Annotated in this window: 18 protein-coding genes and 2 tRNA genes; 5 read left to right on the forward strand and 15 right to left on the reverse strand. The window is 41.5% G+C overall.

All coding sequences use genetic code 11. From position 1 onward, the window contains the following. Nucleotides 1-55: 55 nt before the first annotated feature. The gene (locus IPZ60_RS02025; protein ID WP_194196200.1) at nucleotides 56-1,168 is read right to left on the reverse strand and encodes a hypothetical protein; all 1,113 of its coding nucleotides are present in this window, start codon (nucleotides 1,166-1,168) and stop codon (nucleotides 56-58) included. Nucleotides 1,169-1,812: 644 nt separating this feature from the next. On the opposite strand from IPZ60_RS02025, the gene IPZ60_RS02030 reads away from it, so the two are divergent. From IPZ60_RS02030 to IPZ60_RS02045, 4 genes are all read left to right on the forward strand, one after another. Next, nucleotides 1,813-3,972, forward strand: a complete 2,160-nt coding sequence (locus IPZ60_RS02030; RefSeq protein WP_194196201.1) for a M3 family metallopeptidase — start codon at nucleotides 1,813-1,815, stop codon at nucleotides 3,970-3,972. Beyond that, nucleotides 3,973-4,230 carry a YheV family putative metal-binding protein gene (locus IPZ60_RS02035; RefSeq protein ID WP_194196202.1) on the forward strand — a complete coding sequence of 86 codons (258 nt, stop codon included), beginning with the start codon at nucleotides 3,973-3,975 and terminating at the stop codon, nucleotides 4,228-4,230. It abuts the gene before it with no gap. Nucleotides 4,231-4,350: 120 nt separating this feature from the next. Next, nucleotides 4,351-4,857, forward strand: coding sequence for a hypothetical protein (locus IPZ60_RS02040; protein ID WP_194196203.1), 507 nt, complete (start codon nucleotides 4,351-4,353; stop codon nucleotides 4,855-4,857). 28 nt (nucleotides 4,858-4,885) lie between these two features. Then, nucleotides 4,886-5,449: a hypothetical protein gene (locus tag IPZ60_RS02045; protein ID WP_194196204.1), complete on the forward strand. Its 564-nt coding sequence runs from the start codon at nucleotides 4,886-4,888 to the stop codon at nucleotides 5,447-5,449. Nucleotides 5,450-5,679: 230 nt separating this feature from the next. Here the strand turns inward: IPZ60_RS02045 and pnp are convergent, their stop codons facing one another. The 14 genes from pnp to tpiA all read right to left on the reverse strand — a co-directional run bounded on the left by pnp (nucleotide 5,680) and on the right by tpiA (nucleotide 19,526). Then, complete coding sequence (gene pnp, locus IPZ60_RS02050) at nucleotides 5,680-7,782, reverse strand: polyribonucleotide nucleotidyltransferase (RefSeq protein ID WP_194196205.1); 2,103 nt, start codon at nucleotides 7,780-7,782, stop codon at nucleotides 5,680-5,682. 723 nt (nucleotides 7,783-8,505) lie between these two features. After that, nucleotides 8,506-8,772, reverse strand: coding sequence for a 30S ribosomal protein S15 (rpsO, locus tag IPZ60_RS02055; RefSeq protein WP_110922066.1), 267 nt, complete (start codon nucleotides 8,770-8,772; stop codon nucleotides 8,506-8,508). 383 nt (nucleotides 8,773-9,155) lie between these two features. Then, on the reverse strand, nucleotides 9,156-9,332 hold the full coding sequence (locus IPZ60_RS02060; RefSeq protein ID WP_181416215.1) for a hypothetical protein: 177 nt from the start codon (nucleotides 9,330-9,332) through the stop codon (nucleotides 9,156-9,158). A gap of 116 nt (nucleotides 9,333-9,448) precedes the next feature. Then, nucleotides 9,449-9,610, reverse strand: a complete 162-nt coding sequence (locus IPZ60_RS02065; RefSeq protein ID WP_194196206.1) for a hypothetical protein — start codon at nucleotides 9,608-9,610, stop codon at nucleotides 9,449-9,451. A gap of 74 nt (nucleotides 9,611-9,684) precedes the next feature. Beyond that, on the reverse strand, nucleotides 9,685-10,209 hold the full coding sequence (locus IPZ60_RS02070; RefSeq protein WP_194196207.1) for a type 1 glutamine amidotransferase domain-containing protein: 525 nt from the start codon (nucleotides 10,207-10,209) through the stop codon (nucleotides 9,685-9,687). Nucleotides 10,210-10,615: 406 nt separating this feature from the next. Further along, a complete protein-coding gene (gene truB, locus IPZ60_RS02075; protein ID WP_194196208.1) occupies nucleotides 10,616-11,677 on the reverse strand; it encodes a tRNA pseudouridine(55) synthase TruB in 1,062 nt (353 codons plus the stop codon). A gap of 9 nt (nucleotides 11,678-11,686) precedes the next feature. Next, nucleotides 11,687-12,076: a ribosome-binding factor A gene (locus tag IPZ60_RS02080; protein WP_110922069.1), complete on the reverse strand. Its 390-nt coding sequence runs from the start codon at nucleotides 12,074-12,076 to the stop codon at nucleotides 11,687-11,689. 203 nt (nucleotides 12,077-12,279) lie between these two features. Continuing rightward, a complete protein-coding gene (gene infB / locus IPZ60_RS02085) occupies nucleotides 12,280-15,003 on the reverse strand; it encodes a translation initiation factor IF-2 (protein ID WP_194196209.1) in 2,724 nt (907 codons plus the stop codon). 151 nt (nucleotides 15,004-15,154) lie between these two features. After that, entirely contained in the window at nucleotides 15,155-16,639 is a 1,485-nt protein-coding gene (gene nusA, locus IPZ60_RS02090) for a transcription termination factor NusA (RefSeq protein ID WP_110922071.1), read from the reverse strand. Nucleotides 16,640-16,808: 169 nt separating this feature from the next. Continuing rightward, nucleotides 16,809-17,309, reverse strand: coding sequence for a ribosome maturation factor RimP (rimP, locus tag IPZ60_RS02095; protein ID WP_110922072.1), 501 nt, complete (start codon nucleotides 17,307-17,309; stop codon nucleotides 16,809-16,811). A gap of 464 nt (nucleotides 17,310-17,773) precedes the next feature. Continuing rightward, nucleotides 17,774-17,850, reverse strand: a tRNA-Met gene (locus IPZ60_RS02100). Nucleotides 17,851-17,974: 124 nt separating this feature from the next. Continuing rightward, a tRNA-Leu gene (locus tag IPZ60_RS02105) sits at nucleotides 17,975-18,058 on the reverse strand. A 142-nt stretch (nucleotides 18,059-18,200) separates the two neighbouring features. After that, nucleotides 18,201-18,509 carry a preprotein translocase subunit SecG gene (gene secG, locus IPZ60_RS02110; protein ID WP_110922073.1) on the reverse strand — a complete coding sequence of 103 codons (309 nt, stop codon included), beginning with the start codon at nucleotides 18,507-18,509 and terminating at the stop codon, nucleotides 18,201-18,203. Between the two features lie 204 nt (nucleotides 18,510-18,713). Then, entirely contained in the window at nucleotides 18,714-19,526 is an 813-nt protein-coding gene (gene tpiA, locus IPZ60_RS02115; protein WP_194196210.1) for a triose-phosphate isomerase, read from the reverse strand. Nucleotides 19,527-19,978: 452 nt separating this feature from the next. Between tpiA and pilB the strand changes: the two genes are divergently transcribed. Then, nucleotides 19,979-21,694, forward strand: coding sequence for a type IV-A pilus assembly ATPase PilB (pilB, locus tag IPZ60_RS02120; RefSeq protein ID WP_194196211.1), 1,716 nt, complete (start codon nucleotides 19,979-19,981; stop codon nucleotides 21,692-21,694). Nucleotides 21,695-21,700: the final 6 nt, after the last annotated feature.

The following is a 21,700-nucleotide window of genomic DNA, read 5'->3' on the forward strand; positions in this document are numbered from 1 at the left end:
CCGCCATCAATGGCTAATTCATACATAACTCTCATTGATGGACTGTCTTAGCAGATCAGTAACGGGTTACCAAAGCAATCGGTTGATCAGTACCCATAATATCTTCTGGTAAGAATACAGCTTTACCACCATTGTGAATGACATGTTCAATGATTTCGCCTACTGCATCATCAGTGACACCCTCGGTGGCAGCATCATCTACGATACTCAATGTCTGCGCTTGCTCATCAATTTTAGCAGACTGGATATATCGGCGGCGAACGTAAAGTGTCTCACCCACCCCTTGAAACGCACTACGATAGATTTCTTGTAGGTCAGTCTGCAACATATTGGCACCGCGAGCCTTATCGATCTCACCCATGGCTGCTTGATGTAGTGAGGTTCGATAGCCTTCTACTGCTTCTTGTACACTGTCGATGATATGCTGAGCATGGCCATCTTCTAAGTTAGTTGCATTTGATACTGTGGCAATGATGTTGTCCGGACGGTCGCATACTTCTTTATAATAGCCGATATTTTTGGTATCGCCCACAACCACGAGCGGCATTTTATGTTCGCCCCATAGCTCTTGCACACTCTTATCTACTTGGTTAAAGAACTCTTTTAAATAGCTGCTCTCGTTGTTTGACGAGCGATCTGTGCCGCCATCTCCCGTTGTATATAGGCCATTATTTTCGATTGGGAACGGGATATTATCCATATTGTTTTGCACATCGTCGTCTTTACCTAACTCTCTAATGACTCGATCATTAGATGCTTCGATCAAACGTGCACCATCACGGGTTAACACTACCGTGTAATAATGAACCGCACTTGCCATATCACGCACTAAATCTCGGGTCGCAAAACGATGTGAAATCATAACGCGCTCAGTGGTATCGATCGGCATACGAATCACTTGCACATCTTCAGTACTGGCAAAAATAGCTAAAGTGTCGAGATTTAAGTTATGATTTAGTTCTTTGGTTTTGGCATAAATATTATCTAGAATCGTGGTCGCTGTACGCTTGTCGTATTCATTGGTTAAGCGTTCTTCGACGATTTTTAATTGGTTTTTTAGAGCGATTGGATCTTGATCGTTGGCAGGATGCTCACGATGAGTCTTGACAAAAATACTGACCGCAGGATTGGCATTGGTCTCGCGTAAGCTTTTGAGAGTTGCTTTCATATATTGCTCCTTGTTTTATTATCATTTACTCTTAACGTTGTAGATTTTCTAGGTGTTAGTTATCAATAACCAACCACTTATGCAATGTACGCTTTCAAAACTGATAAAAAATCGAGGCCTTATAAATGCCTGCTTTTATGTGTCAGGAAATTTAATCATATCCTCTTTGATTAGTACTCTATTGCTTTACTTTTGAACCCATACATACGTTCATATCAGTATGGGTAGTCGACATTCCATACATAGAGTCTTCATATCTTACATAGAACCTTAATACCTTAGATATCAATGTATTGACGATTATTTTTTTGTGCTATTACTTTGATGCTAACAGTAAGGCTATCCTATCTATACGACTGATTTGCAATCAAATGATGGTTCTTTGTAAATAGAGCAATCTATATCACTATAGACGTTGAGTTTTTTTGTTCCATATTCCCTGTATATCAACGACGACATTTCCTTACCCTCTATATTATGAGTACTCAGGTTGTATTTTTATCAATCGAACCCATCTTTTATATAACCTACCTATAAAACTGCAAGATACTAAAAATTCAACGCACTGCATTTTTGGTTAATTAATATTTTTATCACATCACACTTAATTAATAATAATTCATTCACTAATATCGGATACCTTTATGACATCTATTTCTTCAGACTTACGGCTTGTCGATTTTGCCACTGCTACGCCGGTCATGTTACAAACCCAAGTTATCAATGCTATCGATAATGCCAATGCATTTTTAGATGCGATGACAGATACCATAGATAATAGTACTTCCGCCCTAGAGGATGTGATGACTTTTGATCATATCAATCTCGCGCTAGATCGCAGTTGGGGTATCCTATCGCATCTTAACAGTGTGATGAGTAATGATGAGATTCGTCATGTACATCATGAACTACTTCCTAAACTATCAGCTTATGGCACTCGTGTAGGACAACATCAACCACTATTTAATCGTTATCAAACGATCGTGAATGACACAGCATTTTTTGCGACGCTTGAGCCTGCAAGATCACGTGCCATTGAGCTTGCGCTACGAAGCTTTGAGTTATCAGGGGTCGCGTTACCTAAAGCTGAACAAGAAAAATTTGCGGCCATTCAAAGCAAACTATCCACCTTATCAGCAACTTTCTCTGATCATGTTTTAGATGCCACACAAGCATTTGCACTGCCTTTACAAGACAATCAGTTAGCAGGTTTGACCGAAAGTGGTTTGGCATTATTGGCAGATGCAGGTGAGCAATATAAAGCCAGTCAGCTTGCCAGCGGTGTACTCACGCAAGCTGATATTGAGACGTTACCAACGCCTTATTATGTGGCAAGTTTAAACATTCCTGTCTATCTCGCTATCATGACCCATGCTGATAATCGCGATTTGCGTGAGACTATGTACCGTGCTTACGTTACTCGTGCGTCTGAATTTGATAAGCATACCAATGCTAAAGGTGAGTCGCTAAACAACGCTGATATCATGAGTCAAATTCTGAGTTTACGTGAGCAAAAGGCAAAGCTATTAGGTTTCGATAATTATGCAGAGGTCTCACTATCGACCAAAATGGCTGACAACGTGGCGGAAGTTGAAGCATTCTTACGTGACCTAGCAGAGCAAGCAACGCCTACCGCTAAGCAAGACCTAGGACAATTGCAGGCATATGCAAAGAACCATAGTATCGATGACCTACAATCATGGGACAGTGCCTATATCGCTGAAAAAGTAAAACAAAGCGAATTCAGCTTATCACAAGAAGAGATACGACCTTACTTTCCATTACCAAAAGTGATTGGCGGACTATTTGCTATCGTTGAGCGCTTGTACGGGATTAAAGTACAAGAGCAGAGTGAGTCTGTGTCACGCTGGCATGATGATGTGCGTTTTTATCAGTTGTTTGATGCTGATAACCACTTACTTGGCGGCTTCTATTTCGATTTGTTTGCACGTAGCGGCAAGCGAGGCGGTGCGTGGATGAATGGTTTTCAGTCGCGTTATACTTATGACGAGCAAGATCACCAACAGTTACCTGTTTGCTTTATGGTCGGTAACTTCACCCCTGCACTTGCGGGCAAGCCAAGCTTATTGACTCATGACGAAGTATTGACCTTATTCCATGAGTTCGGCCATGGCTTGCATCACCTATTAACCCAAGTGACTGTCGGTGATGTCGCAGGTGTCAATGGCGTCGAGTGGGACGCAGTTGAACTACCAAGCCAGTTTATGGAAAACTGGGCATGGGATGCGGAAGGCATTGCGCTAATTAGTAGTCATGTCGAGACTGGCGAACCATTGCCTAAAGATAAACTTGATGCTCTATTGGCTGTCAAAAACTTCCAAAGCGGTATGCAAACACTGCGTCAAATCGAATTCGCCCTGTTTGACCTATTGATTCATGGGCATTCGCCAGCACTTGATTACGATGGTGTTTTAGCAACTCTGAACACAGTGCGCAACGATATCTCTATCATGCAAACGCCAGATTACAACCGCTTTGCCAACGGTTTCAGCCATATATTTGCAGGGGGTTATGCGGCTGGCTATTACTCTTATAAATGGGCGGAGCTGTTATCCGCAGATGCTTTTAGTAAGTTTGAAGAAGACGGTATTTTCAACCCAGCTACAGGTAAAGCTTTCCGCGAATCTATCTTGTCCGTTGGTGGTAGTTTTCCAGCCAAAACCAATTTTGAGAAATTCCGTGGTCGTAGTGCCAGCATCGATGCTTTATTACGTCATAGTGGTTTTGATAGTTCTAAAAATATCAACGCTGCCAATGCTCAAACGACTCACGAGGCGATTTAAATGCGCTACCAATCATCAAGCCCTAAACGCCGATTTTTAGCAGGCGTTCGCTGCCCAAGATGCCAAGCGATAGATGCGGTAGTACAGGTGAATATTGTGACTCCAGCACCTGATGAATACATCGAGTGTACTTTGTGTGGGCACGCAGAGCATCGCCCTGACCCTGATGCAATCAGTGCCAAAAACCACCTAGAGGATCAACTGGCTCGTGATGCAATGGCCACAGGTACGAGTGGTACAGTAAAGTTCAAACCCTAAGTATCTGATACCAAGCGTCAAGTTATAATCGCTACTGGCCTATCTATCAATAGATAGGCTTTTTATTTTGAGTTTGCTATAGTATGGCTATCTATATTTCTAACATAAATCGACTACAATATGAAAAGCCAAAAAATGCGTCCTTTATCAACTAAGTTAACAGAAGAAAGCTCTACCAAACCTTGGAAAAAATGGTTGCTAGCATTGATATTAGCAATGCTATTTATTGGTTACTTGATTTGGAAAAGTGCTTTGTCTGATACCGACTCCACGCTACCAATCACGAAACAAATTGAAGCAACAGAGTCTATTTCTACGCCACTTAATAGTGTGACTGTGACTAGCGATTTGAAAGATACAGATGTACCTGTATCTTCAAATAATCAATCGCTTGATCCCGATGCTATTTTGAGCGCGCCTTTACCAGAAACGGACAGTTTGGCCAAAGAAGAGAGCGATCGTCTCAATGACGAGACTAACCGCTTAATTGAGCAAGAGAAGTTGCTGGCTGAACAGCTGGCCATGAACAAACAGTTGGCTGACATGAAAGCAGAGCAAATTACATTGGTTGAACAGCAGATAGCTCAACTAGAAGCGGGTGATCCTGTTAAGACTGAGGTCAAGTAAATTCATATTTATTATAAAGGGGCTGGCAATGGCGACTCTACAATTAACCCACGCCCCTATTTTCACAAGTAGCGCGCAGCTACTTATCCTGCCAGTTAATACTGCAGGTGTTCTTCTAGATCCCGTACTAACAAAATCTAAAACTTTATTTCCTGATAATTACCAACGTTACTATCGCGCGTGCCGTGATGGCAGTCTAAACGTGGGCAGTTGCATGCTCCATAAGCGCGTACTTGAGCAAGCTGGACTTGGCATAAGTAGTAATGGCAATCAACCAAGCTATATCGCCAACCTTGTTATATCAGACCATCCTTACCACCCAGCACGTATACGTTGGTTGACGGAAGCATTGACTGAGTTTCAGCAGCAGCTCATACCTTTGATACGCTATCAAGGTATCCGTCGGATCGCACTACTTGCACGTCCGCTTATCCATAATAATGCACGGAATAACGATCCTGAAACACAAAATTCAATACACTCACTTCCTTTAGATTGGAATGCGGATATTTTGCCGTTACTGATTCAAAAACTACAAGATTTACCTAAGTTACGTATCGACGTACATGTACCTAGAAATATTGAATTTTAAAATGGAATAAGCCGAAATGGTTAAGACAATATAGCACCAAAAAGCACCATTATTAGCAGTGGTGAGCCTCATTGAGTGAAAAGCTCATACTTGCTCGTTCAACGTTATAACCTCGTCCAATATTATATACTCTAAGAATAATACCCATAAAAAAACCGCCTTGAATACTCATGACGAGTAGCTCAAAGCGGTTTTTTTGTACTAAATTAAACCAAACCAATTGTTAAAAATTAGTTCTGCTCAATACCTTTCATAGTCAGCTTAATGCGACCACGGTTATCAACGTCTTGAACGAAGACTTTAACGATCTGACCTTCTTTCAAATAATCTGATACATTTTCTACTCGCTCTTCTGCGATTTGTGAGATATGTACTAGACCGTCAGTGTTTGGCAATACGTTAACGAACGCTCCGAAGTCAACAATACGAGCAACCGTACCCTCGTAAGTTTTGCCAACTTCAACTTCAGCAGTCAATGCTTCGATTTTACCAATAGCGGCTTTAGTTGCTGCTTTGTTTTCACCAAAGATACGAATCGTGCCACCATCATCGATATCGATAACCGCGCCAGTTTCTTCCGTTAGCTGACGAATCATTGCGCCGCCTTTACCGATTACGTCACGGATTTTATCCGGATTGATTTCGATAACGGCATAGTTAGGTGCATGAGCGTTAATTTCGGTACGGCTCTCAGGCAGTACTTTGTTCATCGCATCTAGGATATGGATACGACCGGCATGGGCCTGCTTAAGCGCTTGCTCCATGATATCAGGCGTAATACCTTCGATTTTGATATCCATCTGCAGCGCAGTAATACCATCTTTAGAACCAGCAACTTTAAAGTCCATATCGCCAAGATGATCTTCATCACCTAAGATATCTGATAATACAGCGAAACGCTCGCCTTCTTTAACCAGACCCATCGCGATACCAGCAACAGGTGCTTTTAGTGGAACACCAGCATCCATCAATGCCAAACTTGCACCACAAACAGACGCCATAGAAGATGAACCATTTGATTCAGTAATCTCTGATACTACACGGATGACATATGGGAAGCGTTCGCTATCTGGAAGCATTGCTTGCACACCGCGACGTGCTAAACGGCCATGACCGATTTCACGACGTTTTGGAATACCTTCACGACCCGTTTCACCTACTGAGAAATGCGGGAAGTTGTAATGCAGCATGAAATGGTCACGGATAGTGCCACCTAGTGAATCAATCATGTTGACGTCGCGACTGTTACCCAATGTGGTCGTAACCAATGCTTGCGTCTCACCACGAGTGAATAGTGCTGAACCATGCGTGAACGGCAATACACCAACCTGTACGTCAAGTGCGCGGACGGTCTCAAGATCACGACCATCGATACGTGGCTTACCTGACAAGATATTGTCACGAACCGTACGATACTTCAGATCGTTATAGATTTCTTTAAGTTCAGTTACAGTATCAGCATAACTTTCTGACTCAGCATCACCAGCAAGCGCATCAATAATTGACTGCTTGATTTCGTCAAGCTTAGCGTAACGTTCTTGCTTGTCTGTAGTAGTGTAAGCGTCTGCAACTTGCTCACCGAACTGCTCTTTCATGCTGCTGGTAAGCACTTGATCGCGTTCAGGGGCACTATACTGTTGCTTAGCAGTACCGATTTCTTCTGCCATTGACGCAATGTTGTCAATAACGATTTGCTGTTGTTGATGACCGTATAATACTGCGCCTAGCATCTGATCTTCTGAAAGCTCTGCTGCTTCAGATTCAACCATCAATACTGCAGACTTCGTACCGGCCACAACCAAATCAAGGTCACTCTCTTTGAGCTGCTCAATTGTTGGGTTCAGTACGTATTCACCATTGATAAAACCAACACGTGCCGCTGCAACTGGACCATTGAATGGCGCATCAGAAATAGCCAATGCTGCTGAAGCACCGATTAGTGCAGCGATATCAGCAGACTGAGTCTTATCTGATGAAACGACTGTCGCAGTGATCTGAATTTCGTTAACATAGCCTTCAGGAAATAGCGGACGAATCGGACGATCGATTAAGCGCGAAGTTAATGTTTCAAACTCGCTTGCACGGCCTTCACGTTTGCCATAAGCACCCGGAATTTTACCCGCTGCATACATTTTTTCTTGATAGTTTACAGTTAGCGGAAAGAAGTTTTGACCTGCTTTGGCTTCTGATTTTACGACTGCTGCAACTAGTACAGTAACGCCGCCCATGTGAACTAAAATAGAGTTTGCCTGACGTGCTACGCGACCAGTTTCGATAACAACTTGCTGGTTACCGTATTGGAATTCACGCTTAATAGTGTTAAACATTGTCATATAATATTCCTAATGTTGACTGACAAAAATAATATCAGCGCTATAAAAATCTGATATCTGTCATTAAAATTCTTTGTATATAACCGTTTATTGACAAGGCCCCTGTTGTAGGATGATGTCAATTAGGGTCAATATCGCTACCTATTTATCTCATATATATGTCTATGATAGACATCGTACGCTTACGTATATTTGGTCGTTCAAATTTGGTTGTACTATAAATACTATCAAAGGCCTTCATACAAAAGGCATCAGTGATCAAAACTACCATACATCATATTTTCTGTGTTCTTTAAGTATTTGTATTTATAGTGGCTAGACTACAGCCAATCACTCTGTAAATAATCGCTATATAGCTAGCAGCCATATGATAAAACTTACTAGGCATTATTTTACAGTGATTTATAGTTATTGACCAATGAATTGCAAAATGGGGCATATCCTGCCAGTTCGCATTTCAATTCTGATTAAACCATCAATGTTATTGCTAATCAGCTATTTATTACTTACTCTCAGATGGCTATATCAGTTAAGACAACAACGCTTAATAGCCCATACTGATAAACATAAAAAAACGGCGTGAAACTATTCCACACCGTTTTTAGAAAAATCTATTTTATCGATATTAGCGAGCAAATGCTAAGCGGCTTAGCAGAACCTTTAAAGTAATGCCACATACGGGCACTTTTTAATTTGGCAGCCACTCGCACTGTTGTCGCTAGATTAACGACGTAGACCTAACTGGCTAATAAGAGTGGTATAACGACCAAGATCTTTACCTTTTAGGTAATCAAGCAATTTACGACGGGTGTTAACCATACGGATAAGACCGCGACGGCTATGATGGTCCGCTTTATGCGCTTTAAAATGGTTCTGTAGATCGTTGATACGAGCACTTAACAAAGCTACTTGAACTTCTGGTGAACCAGTGTCGCTTTCGCCACGTTGGTATTGAGCAATGATTTGTTCGCGATCAGTATTAGTTAGCATAAATATCTCCGGCAATGCTAAAAGCTTAAAAATACACTCGAATTTGAGTCGTTTTAAAAGCAGTAGAATAGTAAATAAAGTAACTTGCACGTCATTCAGGACAACCCTGCATTACTAGAGTTGACCTAGTGTACGACAAGCTCAATTAGTTATAACGATCATTTGTATGAAGCTGCTATGAGACAGTATCCAATATAGCCATCCGTTTTGAATAGTCTGCTGGATATAATATCCCATCTAAACTAAATTTAAATGTGACGCTGATTATAACAAAAAACTGCTGAACTCGCAGCAGTTTTTCACATTAGTTTTACGGCTAAATTAGCTTCTATCGAAAACATCAAACCTAATCATTTACAAACTTAGTCATCTGATAGTGCTATTTATTTCCTAATATCGCTCTCGGTAGCATTACCACCAAGCTCGTCATCTCCGAGCGGTGCCGCCGTAGTGACTTCCGCTAAGCTATCTGGAGCACTATGTTCGCTAGGATTAATCTCTTCTGCAAGCTTTTCAATCTCTTTTTCTTGCTCGTCCATATTGTTCGGTGAATTACTCATATTAGCTCCTGAATTATTATTTTTTTGGACTAACTGCGATTGCACTCATTAATATTGAAACGTGCAAACTATAAATACATTAGTATGGCTCTACTCTAGAAAACGCATCGGACAGATTATTTGTCTTCTTTGGTACTTTCTACATTATCGGCAATACGGTCTGCAGCTGCTTCAGTATCTGCTGAGTGATTGTTTTCAGTCTGACCTTTGAGCGCTGCAGTCGCTGAATCAGAACGTTGTTGCTCAAGTTTGGTATCGTTTGGGTTAGAATTTGACATAATATTTTCCTTAGTTATGGTTATGAATGATTAAAGTATTTTGATGCTTGTTTGACGATTAGATAGCAAGGATTCTAAGATAGTGCTTTATCTATAGCATCAACAAAATTGGTTATATCGTCTGGATTACGCGAGGTGATAAGATTGCCATCAACTTGTACTGTTTTATCTACATAATTTGCGCCAGCATTCTCTAAATCTGTCTGAAGCGTAGGATAAGCAGTCAATGTTTTACCCTTGGCAATACCTATGTTAATGAGTATCCAAGGTGCATGACAGATAACAGCCAACGGCTTATTCGCATCATTGATAGCACTAATTATTCCATGAGCTTCTTTATTGCCTCGGATGGTATCTGCATTCACAGTACCGCCTGGTAGCACTAATGCATCATAATCAGTAACACTAGCTTCATTTGCAAAGATATCAGCGGTGAAAGTATCACCTTTATCGACATCTTGCTTCATCGCTTGGACTTCTTTATCTTCGTTAGTAGTAATAAGAACTGTCTTATAACCTTTGTCTTTCAGTTGATTATTAACCTCTTCATACTCTGCTTGTTCGAAATTATTGTGTAGTAAAAAAGCAATAGTTTTCATAATACTTCCTGTCTTTATATTTGTGATTTTATATAAGAAAATTTATTATTGATTTGCCTATTTTTCTTGTTATTGGTGCCTTTCATTTTTATTGGGCGTCGAGTTATTTTTATTAAGTGTCGAGCCTTAAACCGTAAAACCTTCCTTGTTAGAACTATTCCATACTAGTTTTTTATTATTGTGAGTTTTTATTATTAGCCTGCTTTTTGTTTTTCCTACTTTTTGTTTTTATCGTTTTATTATATTAATTACTTCGTCTGGCTTTCCCTAGCTGACATATCTAATGTACAAAAAAAACAGGTTCCACCATAGGTGAAACCTGCAATAAAATGTGAGGATATGTGATTAGTGTAAACTATTAGTAAGCCATAAAGGCTTTATCGCACTTTCTTTAACAAGAATAAAACTAACGCTGAATTAGTTTTTTTGGCTGTAATCGACCATTTAGACTGACTGCACCTAAACCTAAAAATTGACCGTCTTCGTTTATCAAGCGAATATCCACAGGTATTTCATGCTTCAATGGCTTCATATCAGTAAGCTGCTCGCTATCATCTATCTCAGAAACCGCTTGCTGACGAACAGCTATATCTTGACTAGCCCATGATTCACTATCAATATTGTCGGCTATATAGTCTCTGATATCATCTGTGAGTTGCTCAAACACATTTAAACGTTGACCCATATGTATACGAGTACACTGTTCGGCTGTTAATATCATTTCAGCGTCGATATTGATACAAGCATCCACTGGCATCAGCTGCTCTTGTCGGCCATCTAACGCTTCTAACTCTGGCAAAGTTATCGCATTATCAATGTTAAAATCACCAACTTGCGTACGTCGTAATGCTGTCAAATGCCCTAATGTGCCTAATGCTTTGGCAATGTCTTCACCGAGAACACGTACATAAGTGCCTTTAGTACAAGTCACTGTCAATTGGATCTGCTCATGATCCAGTGCTTTCAAATCAATCGCTTTAATGACGATATCTCTAGGTGCTCGCTCTACTTCAATACCGGCACGGGCATATTCGTAGAGTTTTTTACCGTCTTTTTTTAGCGCAGAATACATTGGAGGTATCTGCTGCTGAGCGCCTGAGAATTGCTGAGCAACTTGCTCTAATAGTGCAGTATCGAATGTTGGAATAGCTGCTTGCTCAACGATTTTGCCATCTGCATCGCCGGTATCGGTCTGACCACCAAGCAAAATAATTGCTTCATAGGATTTGTCAGCATCAAGCTGATAATGACTAAACTTCGTTGCTTCACCCATGCAAATCGGCAATAGACCTGTTGCCATTGGATCAAGCGTACCCGTATGTCCCGCTTTTTTGCTGTCATGATTCGGTGATTTGAATAGATATTTCACCTTTGACACCACTTGCTGTGAGGTCATACCTTTGGGTTTATCTACTAAGATAACCCCTGAGACTTTTATTTTATCAGCTTGCTTGGGCGATGTAGACATAATATAGATTTACTCGTCATTCTCATTTTGTTCTGTCTTAGTGACAGCCTGGCTAATCAGATCCATCATGTAATTACCACGAGCGGTCACTTCATCATAATGAAAACGCAAGCGCGGGGTAGTACGTGTCTTTAGACTATGGCTTAGCTCAGTACGTAAAAAACCCGCTGCTTTATTCAGTACGGTAACGCTCTCTTCGTGATTGGTCTTGGTCATCGCATCATTGAGCCCAGGCTCCATAATAGTGACATAGACATCAGCATACCCTAAATCCGGGCTAACCTTGACACTAGAAATAGTGACAAAACCAGTCAAGCGTGGGTCATTAACTTCATCACGAATAAGAACAGCAAGCTCACGCTGAATTTGATCGGATAAGCGTTGTAAACGTTGGTTCATTTTATTACCTTAATTTGGTAGGGCTTATTTTCATTGATTAGCCCATTTGCTTATTAATACATTTAAGGGCTTATATTTGTTAAAAAAGGCCTAGCAGGATGTACCTGTTAGGCCTAAGTACAGCTAGATATGAAGGGTATACTAATATGCGCAGCGGATTAAGCGTATTGCATTATTAGAAACCTTTATATCGAACAGTGACTTTAGATAGTACGTGCGAACTCTTGGATTTCAAAGACTTCGATCTTATCACCAGCTTCGACATCGTAACCACGTACCGCTAGGCCACATTCCATACCAGTACGTACTTCATTGACGTCTTCTTTGTAACGACGCAATGATTGCAATTGACCAGTAAAGATAACTTGGTCAGCGCGCAATACGCGGATAGGTTTGTTGCGATAGATTGTACCTTCAACCACCATACAACCAGCAGCCGCACCGAACTTACTAGAGCGGAATACTTCGCGAACATCTGCAACACCAAGGATTTTCTCACGATGTTCAGGAGCCAACATACCGCTCATTGCTGCTTTTACATCGTCGATCAAGCCATAAATGACACTATAGTAGCGAATATCCATGTTGGCAGAATCTGATTTACGACGTGCAGTAGCATCCGCACGAACGTTGAAACCTAGTAATACTGCTTCGCTAGACTCTGCAAGTGTTACGTCAGACTCAGAGATAGGACCAACGCCTGAGCTAATCACTCTGACTTTAACTTCGTCAGTTGACAACTCATTTAGTGCAGAAAGCAATGCTTCAAGTGAACCACGAACATCAGTTTTCAAGACGATATTCAAGAATGACACATCGCCTTGTTCCATCTGATCAAACATGCTTTCAAGACGCATGGCGTTTTGACGCTCAAGTTGACGCTCACGCTCACGGTTGGTTCTAAAATCAGCAACTTCACGAGCTTTTTTCTCATCAGTGACAACTAAGAATTCACTACCAGCGGCTGGCGTTTCAGGCAGACCTAAAATCTCTACAGGGATAGAAGGACCGGCTGATTGGATACGTTGACCATGCTCATCTGTTAGCGCACGGACTTTACCATAATGCTCACCAGCTAGAACCAAGTCGCCTTGCTTCAATGTACCTTTTTTAACTAGGACACTCACAACAGGACCACGACCTTTTTCAAGTCTTGATTCAATAACGACACCCTGTGCAGCGCCATCTACAGGTGCTTCTAGTTCCATTAGCTCAGCTTGTAAGCTAATAAACTCTAACAAGTTATCGATACCTTCGCCTGTTTTGGCTGAGATACGTGCCATTGGTGTATCACCACCCCATTCTTCTGATACGACTTCTTTCGTCGTCAATTCATTAAGAACGCGGTCAGGATCAGCGCCTGGCTTATCCATTTTGTTGATAGCAACAATGATCGGCGTACCAGCAGCACGTGCATGATCAATGGCTTCTGCCGTTTGAGGCATCATACCATCGTCAGCTGCAACAACAAGTACAACAATATCAGTCGCTTGAGCACCACGTGAACGCATAGCACTAAAGGCTGCGTGACCTGGTGTGTCAAGGAAGGTAATAACACCGCGCTCGGTTTTTACATGGTAAGCACCGATATGCTGTGTAATACCACCAGCTTCACCATTCGCAACTTTCGTTTCACGAATTTTATCTAATAGTGACGTTTTACCATGGTCAACGTGACCCATGATGGTTACGACTGGTGGACGCGTTTGCACATTGCTACTACGTTCATCAACCGCATACTGTAAGTCATCTTCAACTTTAGTATCACTGACTGGAACTGGGTTGTGACCCATTTCTTCAACAAGTAAACTTGCTGTCGCTTGGTCAATAGTGTCTGACTCACGAGCCATCTCACCCATTTTCATAAGCAGTTTGGTCACTTCGCGAGCTTTAACTGCCATACGCTGAGCAAGATCAGCTACTGTAATTTGCTCACTGATCTCAACGTCATAAACAATTTTTTCAACAGGTTTTTCAAATTTATGCTGTGATGCTTGCGTTGAGCGCAAACCGTTTTTACGGTTTTTGATCTCACGCTCATCTTGATTCTTACGACGACGACCACGAGCACCAGTGCTGCTTGCACCGCGCTTGATTTCGCGACGTTCTTTTTCAAATGATTCTTCTAATGCATCACCGACTAGACCTTCAGCCAATGGCTCATCTTTACGAACTTCAGCAGCAGGCTGATCCGTATATTTACCAGCCATTTTACGCATTTGCTCAAGTGTGCGCTTTTGCGCTTCTTCAGCTTGAACACGGCGTGTTTCTGTTTCGATTTCACGTAAACGTGCTTCTTCTTTTTCACGTGCTTCACGAGCTTTACGCTCTACTGCTGTTTCAACTTTTGGTTTCGTAGCAGCGACTTTTTTCTTCGGTTGTTCTTTAGGCTTGACTTCAACAGTCGTTTTTCCGCCTTTCTTAACAACAACTGACGTTGAAATATCGTCGTTCTTGTCATCAGATTTTTTGCTAGAACCTAAGCTTGCACGCATCGCAGCTAAGGTTGCTGCTTGACGTTCTTCAGATTTTTTCTTAGTAGCAGCACGCTCTTCAGCGTCCTTAGCAGCACGTTCTTGCGACTCAATCATCGCTTGCTCACGCGCAGCCAATTCTTCAGCCATTTTTTCTGGATCAGGCTTTTCGAATACTTTCTTTTTACGCACTTCAACATTGACGCTCTTAGATTTACCTGAAGAGCCAGTCACGCGCGCGGTGCTAGTCGTTTTAGACTTGAGACTAATACGACGCTTCTCTTGCTGACCATGACTTTGCTTTAAATACGTCACCAACTTCTCTTGCTCAACTTCTGAGACTAGGTCATCCTCTGCACGAGCAGGTAGTCCAGCATCTACTAATTGCTGTTTTACAGCACTTGCAGTTTTGCCTACCATATCTGCCAGTTCTTTGACGGTCTTATCTGCCATTTATTATCACCTACTGTCTATTATTTGCTATATGTTCAATTCAGTTGTTGGCTACAAATGATTGGGGTAAGGCTAGTATTTATGTTGCAGTCATACCAGCACTTTATTATCGATAGCATATCACCAAAAGACAGCGATATGCAGTTACCGCTTATTCATTGAACCAAGATTCCCGAGCTTTCATGATGAGTTTTCCTGCGGTTTCAGAGTCTAAACCTTCGATATCTTCGAGATCGAAGACTGCTTGTTCTGCCAAATCATCAACGGTAATGATGTCTTGCTGTGCCATTTTATAAGCCCAACTAACTGTCATACCTTCAAGCTCTTGTAGCTCTTGACTTGGCTCTTTCATGTTCTGTTGTTTGACCAGTTCATCAGCAATGACCACTTCTTTAGCACGCTCTTGAATCATCTCAATCGCGTCATCGTCTAGACCTTCGATATCATAAAAGGTTTCAACTGGTACGTAAGCCACTTCTTCAATACTGGTAAAGCCGATATCGACAAGCGCTTGGGCTAAGTCTTTATCCACTTCTAGGCGTTCATAGAATAATTCGATAAACGCTTTAGATTCGTTTTGTTGACGTTGCTGATACTCTTCTTCTAGCATCATATTAAGCTTATAGCCCGTCAATTCAGATGCCAAACGTACGTTTTGGCCTTGTGAGCCAATAGCACGTGCTAACTGATCGTTGGTGCTAAAGATGATATCAGCAGTCTGAGTATCTTCATCTAAAATAATGCTGCTAACGTCAGCTGGCTCTAAAGAGCTGATGATAAACTGGGCAGGATCATCTGACCAAACCACCACATCAATACGCTCACCATCAAGCTCTTGCTGTACTGCTTGGATACGCGTACCACGCATACCGATACAAGCACCTACAGGGTCGATACGATGATCATTGGTCTTCACTGCTATTTTAGCACGAGTACCTGGCAAACGCGCGACGTTGCGAATTTCAATAATTTGTTCAGCAATCTCAGGTACTTCTTTTTGCATCAATGCTGAAAGCATTTCAGGATGAGTACGAGAGAGTAATAACTGTGCACCGCGGTTTTCACGGTTTACATGATATAAAATAGCGTTGATACGTGATTTGGCACGTAGCTGCTCACGTGGCAACATCTGATCGCGTGACAAGTAACCTTCGGCATTGTCGCCCAAATCGATGATATAGCCATCGCGAGTCTGTTTTTTGACTTCGCCATACATCATTTCACCAATACGTGGCTCAAAAGCATCAGCGACTAACGCGCGCTCAGCTTCACGGATTTTTTGGATAATGACCTGTTTGGCTTGCGTGGCAGCAATACGACCGAATTCAATCGATTCAATCTGCTCTTCTTTTATATCGCCGATTGACCATTCTTCTTGATCAAGATCGGTAATGGCTAGCTGACATGCAGGCATTTCATGGTCTTCATCTGCAACCACTGTCCAATAACGATAAGTATCATAATCGCCCGTTGCACGATCGATGGCAACCCGTACCTCCACTTCTGGCTGTTCGGTGTATACTTTTTTCTTGGTAGATACCACTAAAGCGTCTTCAATCGCTTCAAAGATATCTTCAGGATTTAAGCCCTTTTCATTACTGACAGTTTCTACTACCGTTAAGATTTCACGACTCATGCTATACCTGTCCTATCATTTTTTAATTGACTTAAATTTTATAATTTATGTACTGATATTATATTTTCACCATTAGCTATAAGGCTATTTGGAGATTCAAATCTTGATTTATAATAAGCTGCTCATTAGATCAAACTAGATACATTCATAAGATGAACACTCTAGCTGATTAAGCGTCTTCGTAAATCAAATTGGCTTTGTCTATATTACTCAGTGCAATCTCAAACTGCTGACCATCACTTGATGTCAATTTTAGCGAGGTTGCGTCGATACTGTCTAAAGTACCTGTCGCTTTACGACGCTTTTGATCACCTTCACCAATCGCTTGTATCAAACGTAAGCTGACGGTTTGACCAACATAACCATGCATCTGCTCATCTGAGAAGAATGCGCGATCAAAACCTGGTGAAGAGACTTCTAAGATAAACTCACCGGCAATCGGGTCATGAACCTCAAGAATACCGCTTACCTGATGATTTACTGCAGCACAGTTTTCAATTGTTACTTGTTTATCTTGGGCTTGCTCTTCTGGCAATGCCTCAATATAAATACGCAACAATGAACGGTTACCTTGTGGTGCAAACTCGATACCCCAGAGTGCCACATCGCAAGCAGCGACGGCAGGGGCAATAATGTTGGTCAGTTCTGTAACTTTGGTCGAAAGCTTCATAATCTATTTATCTTTTCCTATTCGCGTATCTATCATACTTAGTAAACCGTATTGAATTTTTCATTCATCTCTTACTTATTAGTAGTATGCACTTATATAGTAGGAGACACGGTCATAATATTGTTTTAAATCACAAGCATATTGTTTATGCGCTATGCCTTTATATAGGGATGAGCATAAAAAACATCAAGCTCAACCAGACAATGCTTTTATTATTCATAAAGCAATACTATCGATAAAAGAGTGAGGAGTATAAAGATAGTGTGCTTAAGGAGCATCACTCTAATAACGGTGAGTCACGACAAGCTACAGTAGATGTTATCGTACTCTATAGAGCTAGAGCTTAACATAAGTAGGATAAAGACCGCGATAATGCTGACAGCCAGATACAAAAAAACCCACAAGCATAATGGTGGGCTAATCGCTACTGACAAATTTAGTGTACAAAACATCAGTATAAAAAGTGGTAGCGGGGGCTGGATTTGAACCAACGACCTTCGGGTTATGAGCCCGACGAGCTACCAGACTGCTCCACCCCGCATCAATCTAGAACGCACATTATAGGTAAGTTTGATAGAAGTGTCAACGTTTATTTTAAAATAATTTCAAATAAAACAATTGATGACTATAAAACATAACCTTACGCTGTGCTGCGTAATAAAACTTGGTGCGATTGGGGGGACTTGAACCCCCACAGCTTGCGCCACCACCCCCTCAAGATGGCGTGTCTACCATTCCACCACAATCGCATTTTACTACTCTGCTCCATCATATCCAGTCTACTATAAAAGATGCTTAAGGTAGGCATCCATAGAGTGGTACTTCTGAAAACAGAAACGCATTGTAAATCTAACGCATCAAAATAGCAAGGGCTGCATGTTTAAAAGATACTTACTGAGGATCTTGAGTCAAAGGACGCGGTGTTTGTGGTACTGAAACGGGCGCATCTAGACGAAACTGATCTTCAGCTTGCTTACGGGCATGAACAGCAAGCGTCATACTAGTGATAAAAAATATCACCGTCAACACAGCGGTAGCGCGCGTCAAAAAGTTGGCAGTGCCCGCTGCACCAAATACGGTACCTGACGAGCCAGCACCAAAAGAAGCTCCTGCGTCTGCCCCTTTACCATGCTGTATCAAAATCAAGCCGATCATGGCAATCGCCACAATAATGTGCAGGGCTAATATAAACGTAAACATGGTGGCCTCTTTTGCCGCATAATGACGACTGATAACGGTAAATAAATCTTAAGTTTAGTAGGACGTATAATCACGCCAAATCGATTATATAAATAAGGCGCATTGTACACGATTGCAAGGGCACTGTTAAACCTACTTTTTCCAACTGATAAAGACACTTTATATACAGATAGTGAGCTTTATATATAAAGGCTACATTAAGGTCTAGGTGCTAGCACGACTAAATGCATTGGCAATCGCCAAAAAACTCTCTGCCTTTAATGAAGCACCGCCAACCAATGCACCATTGATCATAGAGTCGGCAGCAAAGCTATCCGCATTATCGGCATTGACACTACCGCCATATAAAACAGTCATTTCATTCAAACTATCCGTAAAACCTGCCACTGTCTGCTTTATATGCTGATGGGTTTTACTGACCTCCGTCACGGTCGGTATTTTACCCGTACCAATTGCCCAGACAGGCTCGTAAGCAATGATCAGACGATCAGATAATGAAGCAGCTATATCTGGTTGTTGAACCAATAAGTCTTTGATGACGGATAATTGGCCATCGATTACTTCTAGTGTTTGATTTGCATCATATTGCGTTTGGGTTTCACCGATACAAAGTACCACACCTAGGTCTTGCATTAATGCATGAGTCATTTTTTGCAATAAGCACTCATTAGACTCTTGATGATACTGGCGACGCTCAGAATGACCAAGTAATGTCCACATGGCACCTGTGTCAGCCACTTGCTGCGCAGAGCAATCACCTGTATAGGCACCCGTACTCGCACTATGAGCACTAATGTTTTGTGCAGCACACAATATAGACGTACCTTTTAAACGAGTACTGACAGCTGCTAAGTGGATACAGCTCGGTGCCACCATTAAGTTGCAATGACTATTTGAAAGCTCAGTACCAGCCTTTGCCCCATCATCTATTGCTGTCAATAAGCTTTCTAACAACGTATCGACTTCTTGACTCGCGGCTGGATTCTGTTTCCAATTACCTATTACCCAAGCTTTCATACTCATCTACCCTGTCTCATGTATTCCTGCCAATTCGGCTAATATGCGCGCCAGTATAACAAATAATTCCCAAGTGCTATAGTATCCCGCTATCCACAAAGAAACAGGCTATTAAAGCAAATACTAAAATGCCACTATTATAAGTGATGTTTTTTTACGGGCTAGTCGCTTAATAGTCTATATAAAGTTTTTAAACTAAAGTAAAGTTCTATACTATTGTATCTACATGTAAAAGACTATGAATAGTCACCTGATGTATTGAGCCGATGGTGACATACACTATTAAAGACAACTATCTATTAAACCTCTTACAAAAACACCTTTTCATCAATTTTCATTAGCAACAGCCCAAGGGGTAATGATGACTGATAAAATGTGTCTATCAAAGACTATAAATAGTATCTAAATTTCAGGCAAATATACAGAATACTTGGTATCAAGGAGAGGTCGTAATGTCTATCACATCTAATAAGTATGGTGGTTTAGCACATCAGCTAATCAGCGAAGGTATTGTTAGCGAAGCAAACATGAAAACCGCACAGTCTGAGTCGCAACAGCAACAAATAGGGTTAGTATCTTATTTAGTAGAGCACAAACTAGCGGATGCTTATCATCTTGCTAAGATGCTGTCACAAGCATTTGGCGACCCTCTCTTCGACCTTGATGCATTAAATAACGATGTCGTTCCAAAAGATTTAGTAGACGAAAAAATCGTTCGTAAATTTAATGCGCTGCCATTATTTAAAAGAGGTCAACGATTATTTGTCGCGTTGAGTGATCCCACTCGCGTTGATGCTATCGATGCCATTGCTTTTAATTCTCGGCTGTCTATTGAAACCATCGTCGTTGAAGAAGATAAGCTAAAAAAGCGTATTGAAAGCCTTTACGCTGATACCATGCAAAGCTTTGATAGCTTCAATGACAGTGATTTGAACGTTGGATTTGACGATGGTGAAGATGACGAAAGTGAAGGAGAAACCAAGCTTACTGATAGTGTGGATGAAGCGCCTGTTGTAAAGTTTGTCAATAAAATGCTGGTTGACGCGATTCGTATGGGTGCCTCCGACTTACATTTTGAGCCATATGAGAAGACATATCGTGTGCGATTTCGTGTCGATGGTGTGATGCAAAGTATGGCCAACCCTCCCGTGCAGCTAGCGGGTAAGATTGCAGCACGCTTAAAAGTGATGTCGCAAATGGACATCTCAGAGCGACGTATACCGCAAGACGGACGTATTAAACTGAAACTGTCTAAAAACAAGGCGATTGATTTTCGAGTAAACTCTTTACCGACCTTATTTGGCGAAAAAATCGTCTTACGTATTTTAGATCCCTCATCTGCCATGCTTGGTATTGAGGCTTTAGGTTATGAACCCGACCAAAAAGAGATGTTTTTGGAAGCACTGAACAAACCGCAAGGCATGCTACTTATAACGGGGCCAACTGGCTCTGGTAAAACGGTCTCTCTTTATACAGGTATTAATATTTTAAATACTGGGGCGACCAACATCTCCACTGCTGAAGATCCCGTCGAGATTAACCTAGAAGGCATCAATCAGGTCAACGTCAACCCTAAAGTAGGCTTAACTTTTGCCAATGCACTTAAATCTTTTCTACGCCAAGATCCCGATATTGTGATGGTTGGTGAAATTCGTGACCTTGAAACGGCTGAGATTGCAATTAAAGCAGCACAAACGGGCCATATGGTGCTCTCAACCCTGCACACTAACTCAGCACCGGAGACATTAACGCGTTTGCGTAACATGGGTGTGGCTTCATTTAATATCGCGACCTCAGTCAACCTCGTCATCGCCCAGCGATTAGCACGCCGCTTATGTAAAAACTGTAAAAAACCTATCAATATTCCACGGCAAAGCCTGCTCGAACTCGGTTTTACTGATGCAGATTTAGACAATCCGGATAGCGTCATTTATGAGCCAGTTGGCTGTAATGAATGCCGTGAAGGTTACAAAGGCCGTGTGGGTGTTTATGAGGTAATGAAAGTTAGCCCAGATATTTCACGAATTATCATGGAAGATGGCAATGCGATAGACATAAAAGATGCCGCTCTTAAAAATGGTTTTCGAGACCTGCGCCGCTCTGGTATTTTGAAGGTACTACAAGGCGTAACCAGTATTCAAGAAATGATGCGTGTTACCTCAGAGTAGCTATCT

Source organism: Psychrobacter sp. NG25 (assembly GCF_015234355.1).
Classification (GTDB): domain Bacteria; phylum Pseudomonadota; class Gammaproteobacteria; order Pseudomonadales; family Moraxellaceae; genus Psychrobacter.

Bases quoted from the DNA above. Each gene is read 5' to 3' on its own strand.
- IPZ60_RS02030 (WP_194196201.1), top strand. From the start codon at position 1,813: ATGACATCTATTTCTTCAGACTTACGGCTTGTCGATTTTGCCACTGCT.
- IPZ60_RS02045 (WP_194196204.1), top strand. From the start codon at position 4,886: ATGGCGACTCTACAATTAACCCACGCCCCTATTTTCACAAGTAGCGCG.
- secG (WP_110922073.1), bottom strand. From the start codon at position 18,509: ATGTTTACGTTTATATTAGCCCTGCACATTATTGTGGCGATTGCCATG.
- pilB (WP_194196211.1), top strand. From the start codon at position 19,979: ATGTCTATCACATCTAATAAGTATGGTGGTTTAGCACATCAGCTAATC.
- pnp (WP_194196205.1), bottom strand. From the start codon at position 7,782: ATGACAATGTTTAACACTATTAAGCGTGAATTCCAATACGGTAACCAG.
- rimP (WP_110922072.1), bottom strand. From the start codon at position 17,309: ATGAAGCTTTCGACCAAAGTTACAGAACTGACCAACATTATTGCCCCT.
- IPZ60_RS02070 (WP_194196207.1), bottom strand. From the start codon at position 10,209: ATGAAAACTATTGCTTTTTTACTACACAATAATTTCGAACAAGCAGAG.
- rpsO (WP_110922066.1), bottom strand. From the start codon at position 8,772: ATGCTAACTAATACTGATCGCGAACAAATCATTGCTCAATACCAACGT.
- tpiA (WP_194196210.1), bottom strand. From the start codon at position 19,526: ATGAAAGCTTGGGTAATAGGTAATTGGAAACAGAATCCAGCCGCGAGT.
- nusA (WP_110922071.1), bottom strand. From the start codon at position 16,639: ATGAGTCGTGAAATCTTAACGGTAGTAGAAACTGTCAGTAATGAAAAG.
- IPZ60_RS02040 (WP_194196203.1), top strand. From the start codon at position 4,351: ATGAAAAGCCAAAAAATGCGTCCTTTATCAACTAAGTTAACAGAAGAA.
- IPZ60_RS02035 (WP_194196202.1), top strand. From the start codon at position 3,973: ATGCGCTACCAATCATCAAGCCCTAAACGCCGATTTTTAGCAGGCGTT.
- IPZ60_RS02065 (WP_194196206.1), bottom strand. From the start codon at position 9,610: ATGTCAAATTCTAACCCAAACGATACCAAACTTGAGCAACAACGTTCT.
- IPZ60_RS02025 (WP_194196200.1), bottom strand. From the start codon at position 1,168: ATGAAAGCAACTCTCAAAAGCTTACGCGAGACCAATGCCAATCCTGCG.
- truB (WP_194196208.1), bottom strand. From the start codon at position 11,677: ATGTCTACATCGCCCAAGCAAGCTGATAAAATAAAAGTCTCAGGGGTT.
- IPZ60_RS02060 (WP_181416215.1), bottom strand. From the start codon at position 9,332: ATGAGTAATTCACCGAACAATATGGACGAGCAAGAAAAAGAGATTGAA.
- IPZ60_RS02080 (WP_110922069.1), bottom strand. From the start codon at position 12,076: ATGAACCAACGTTTACAACGCTTATCCGATCAAATTCAGCGTGAGCTT.
- infB (WP_194196209.1), bottom strand. From the start codon at position 15,003: ATGGCAGATAAGACCGTCAAAGAACTGGCAGATATGGTAGGCAAAACT.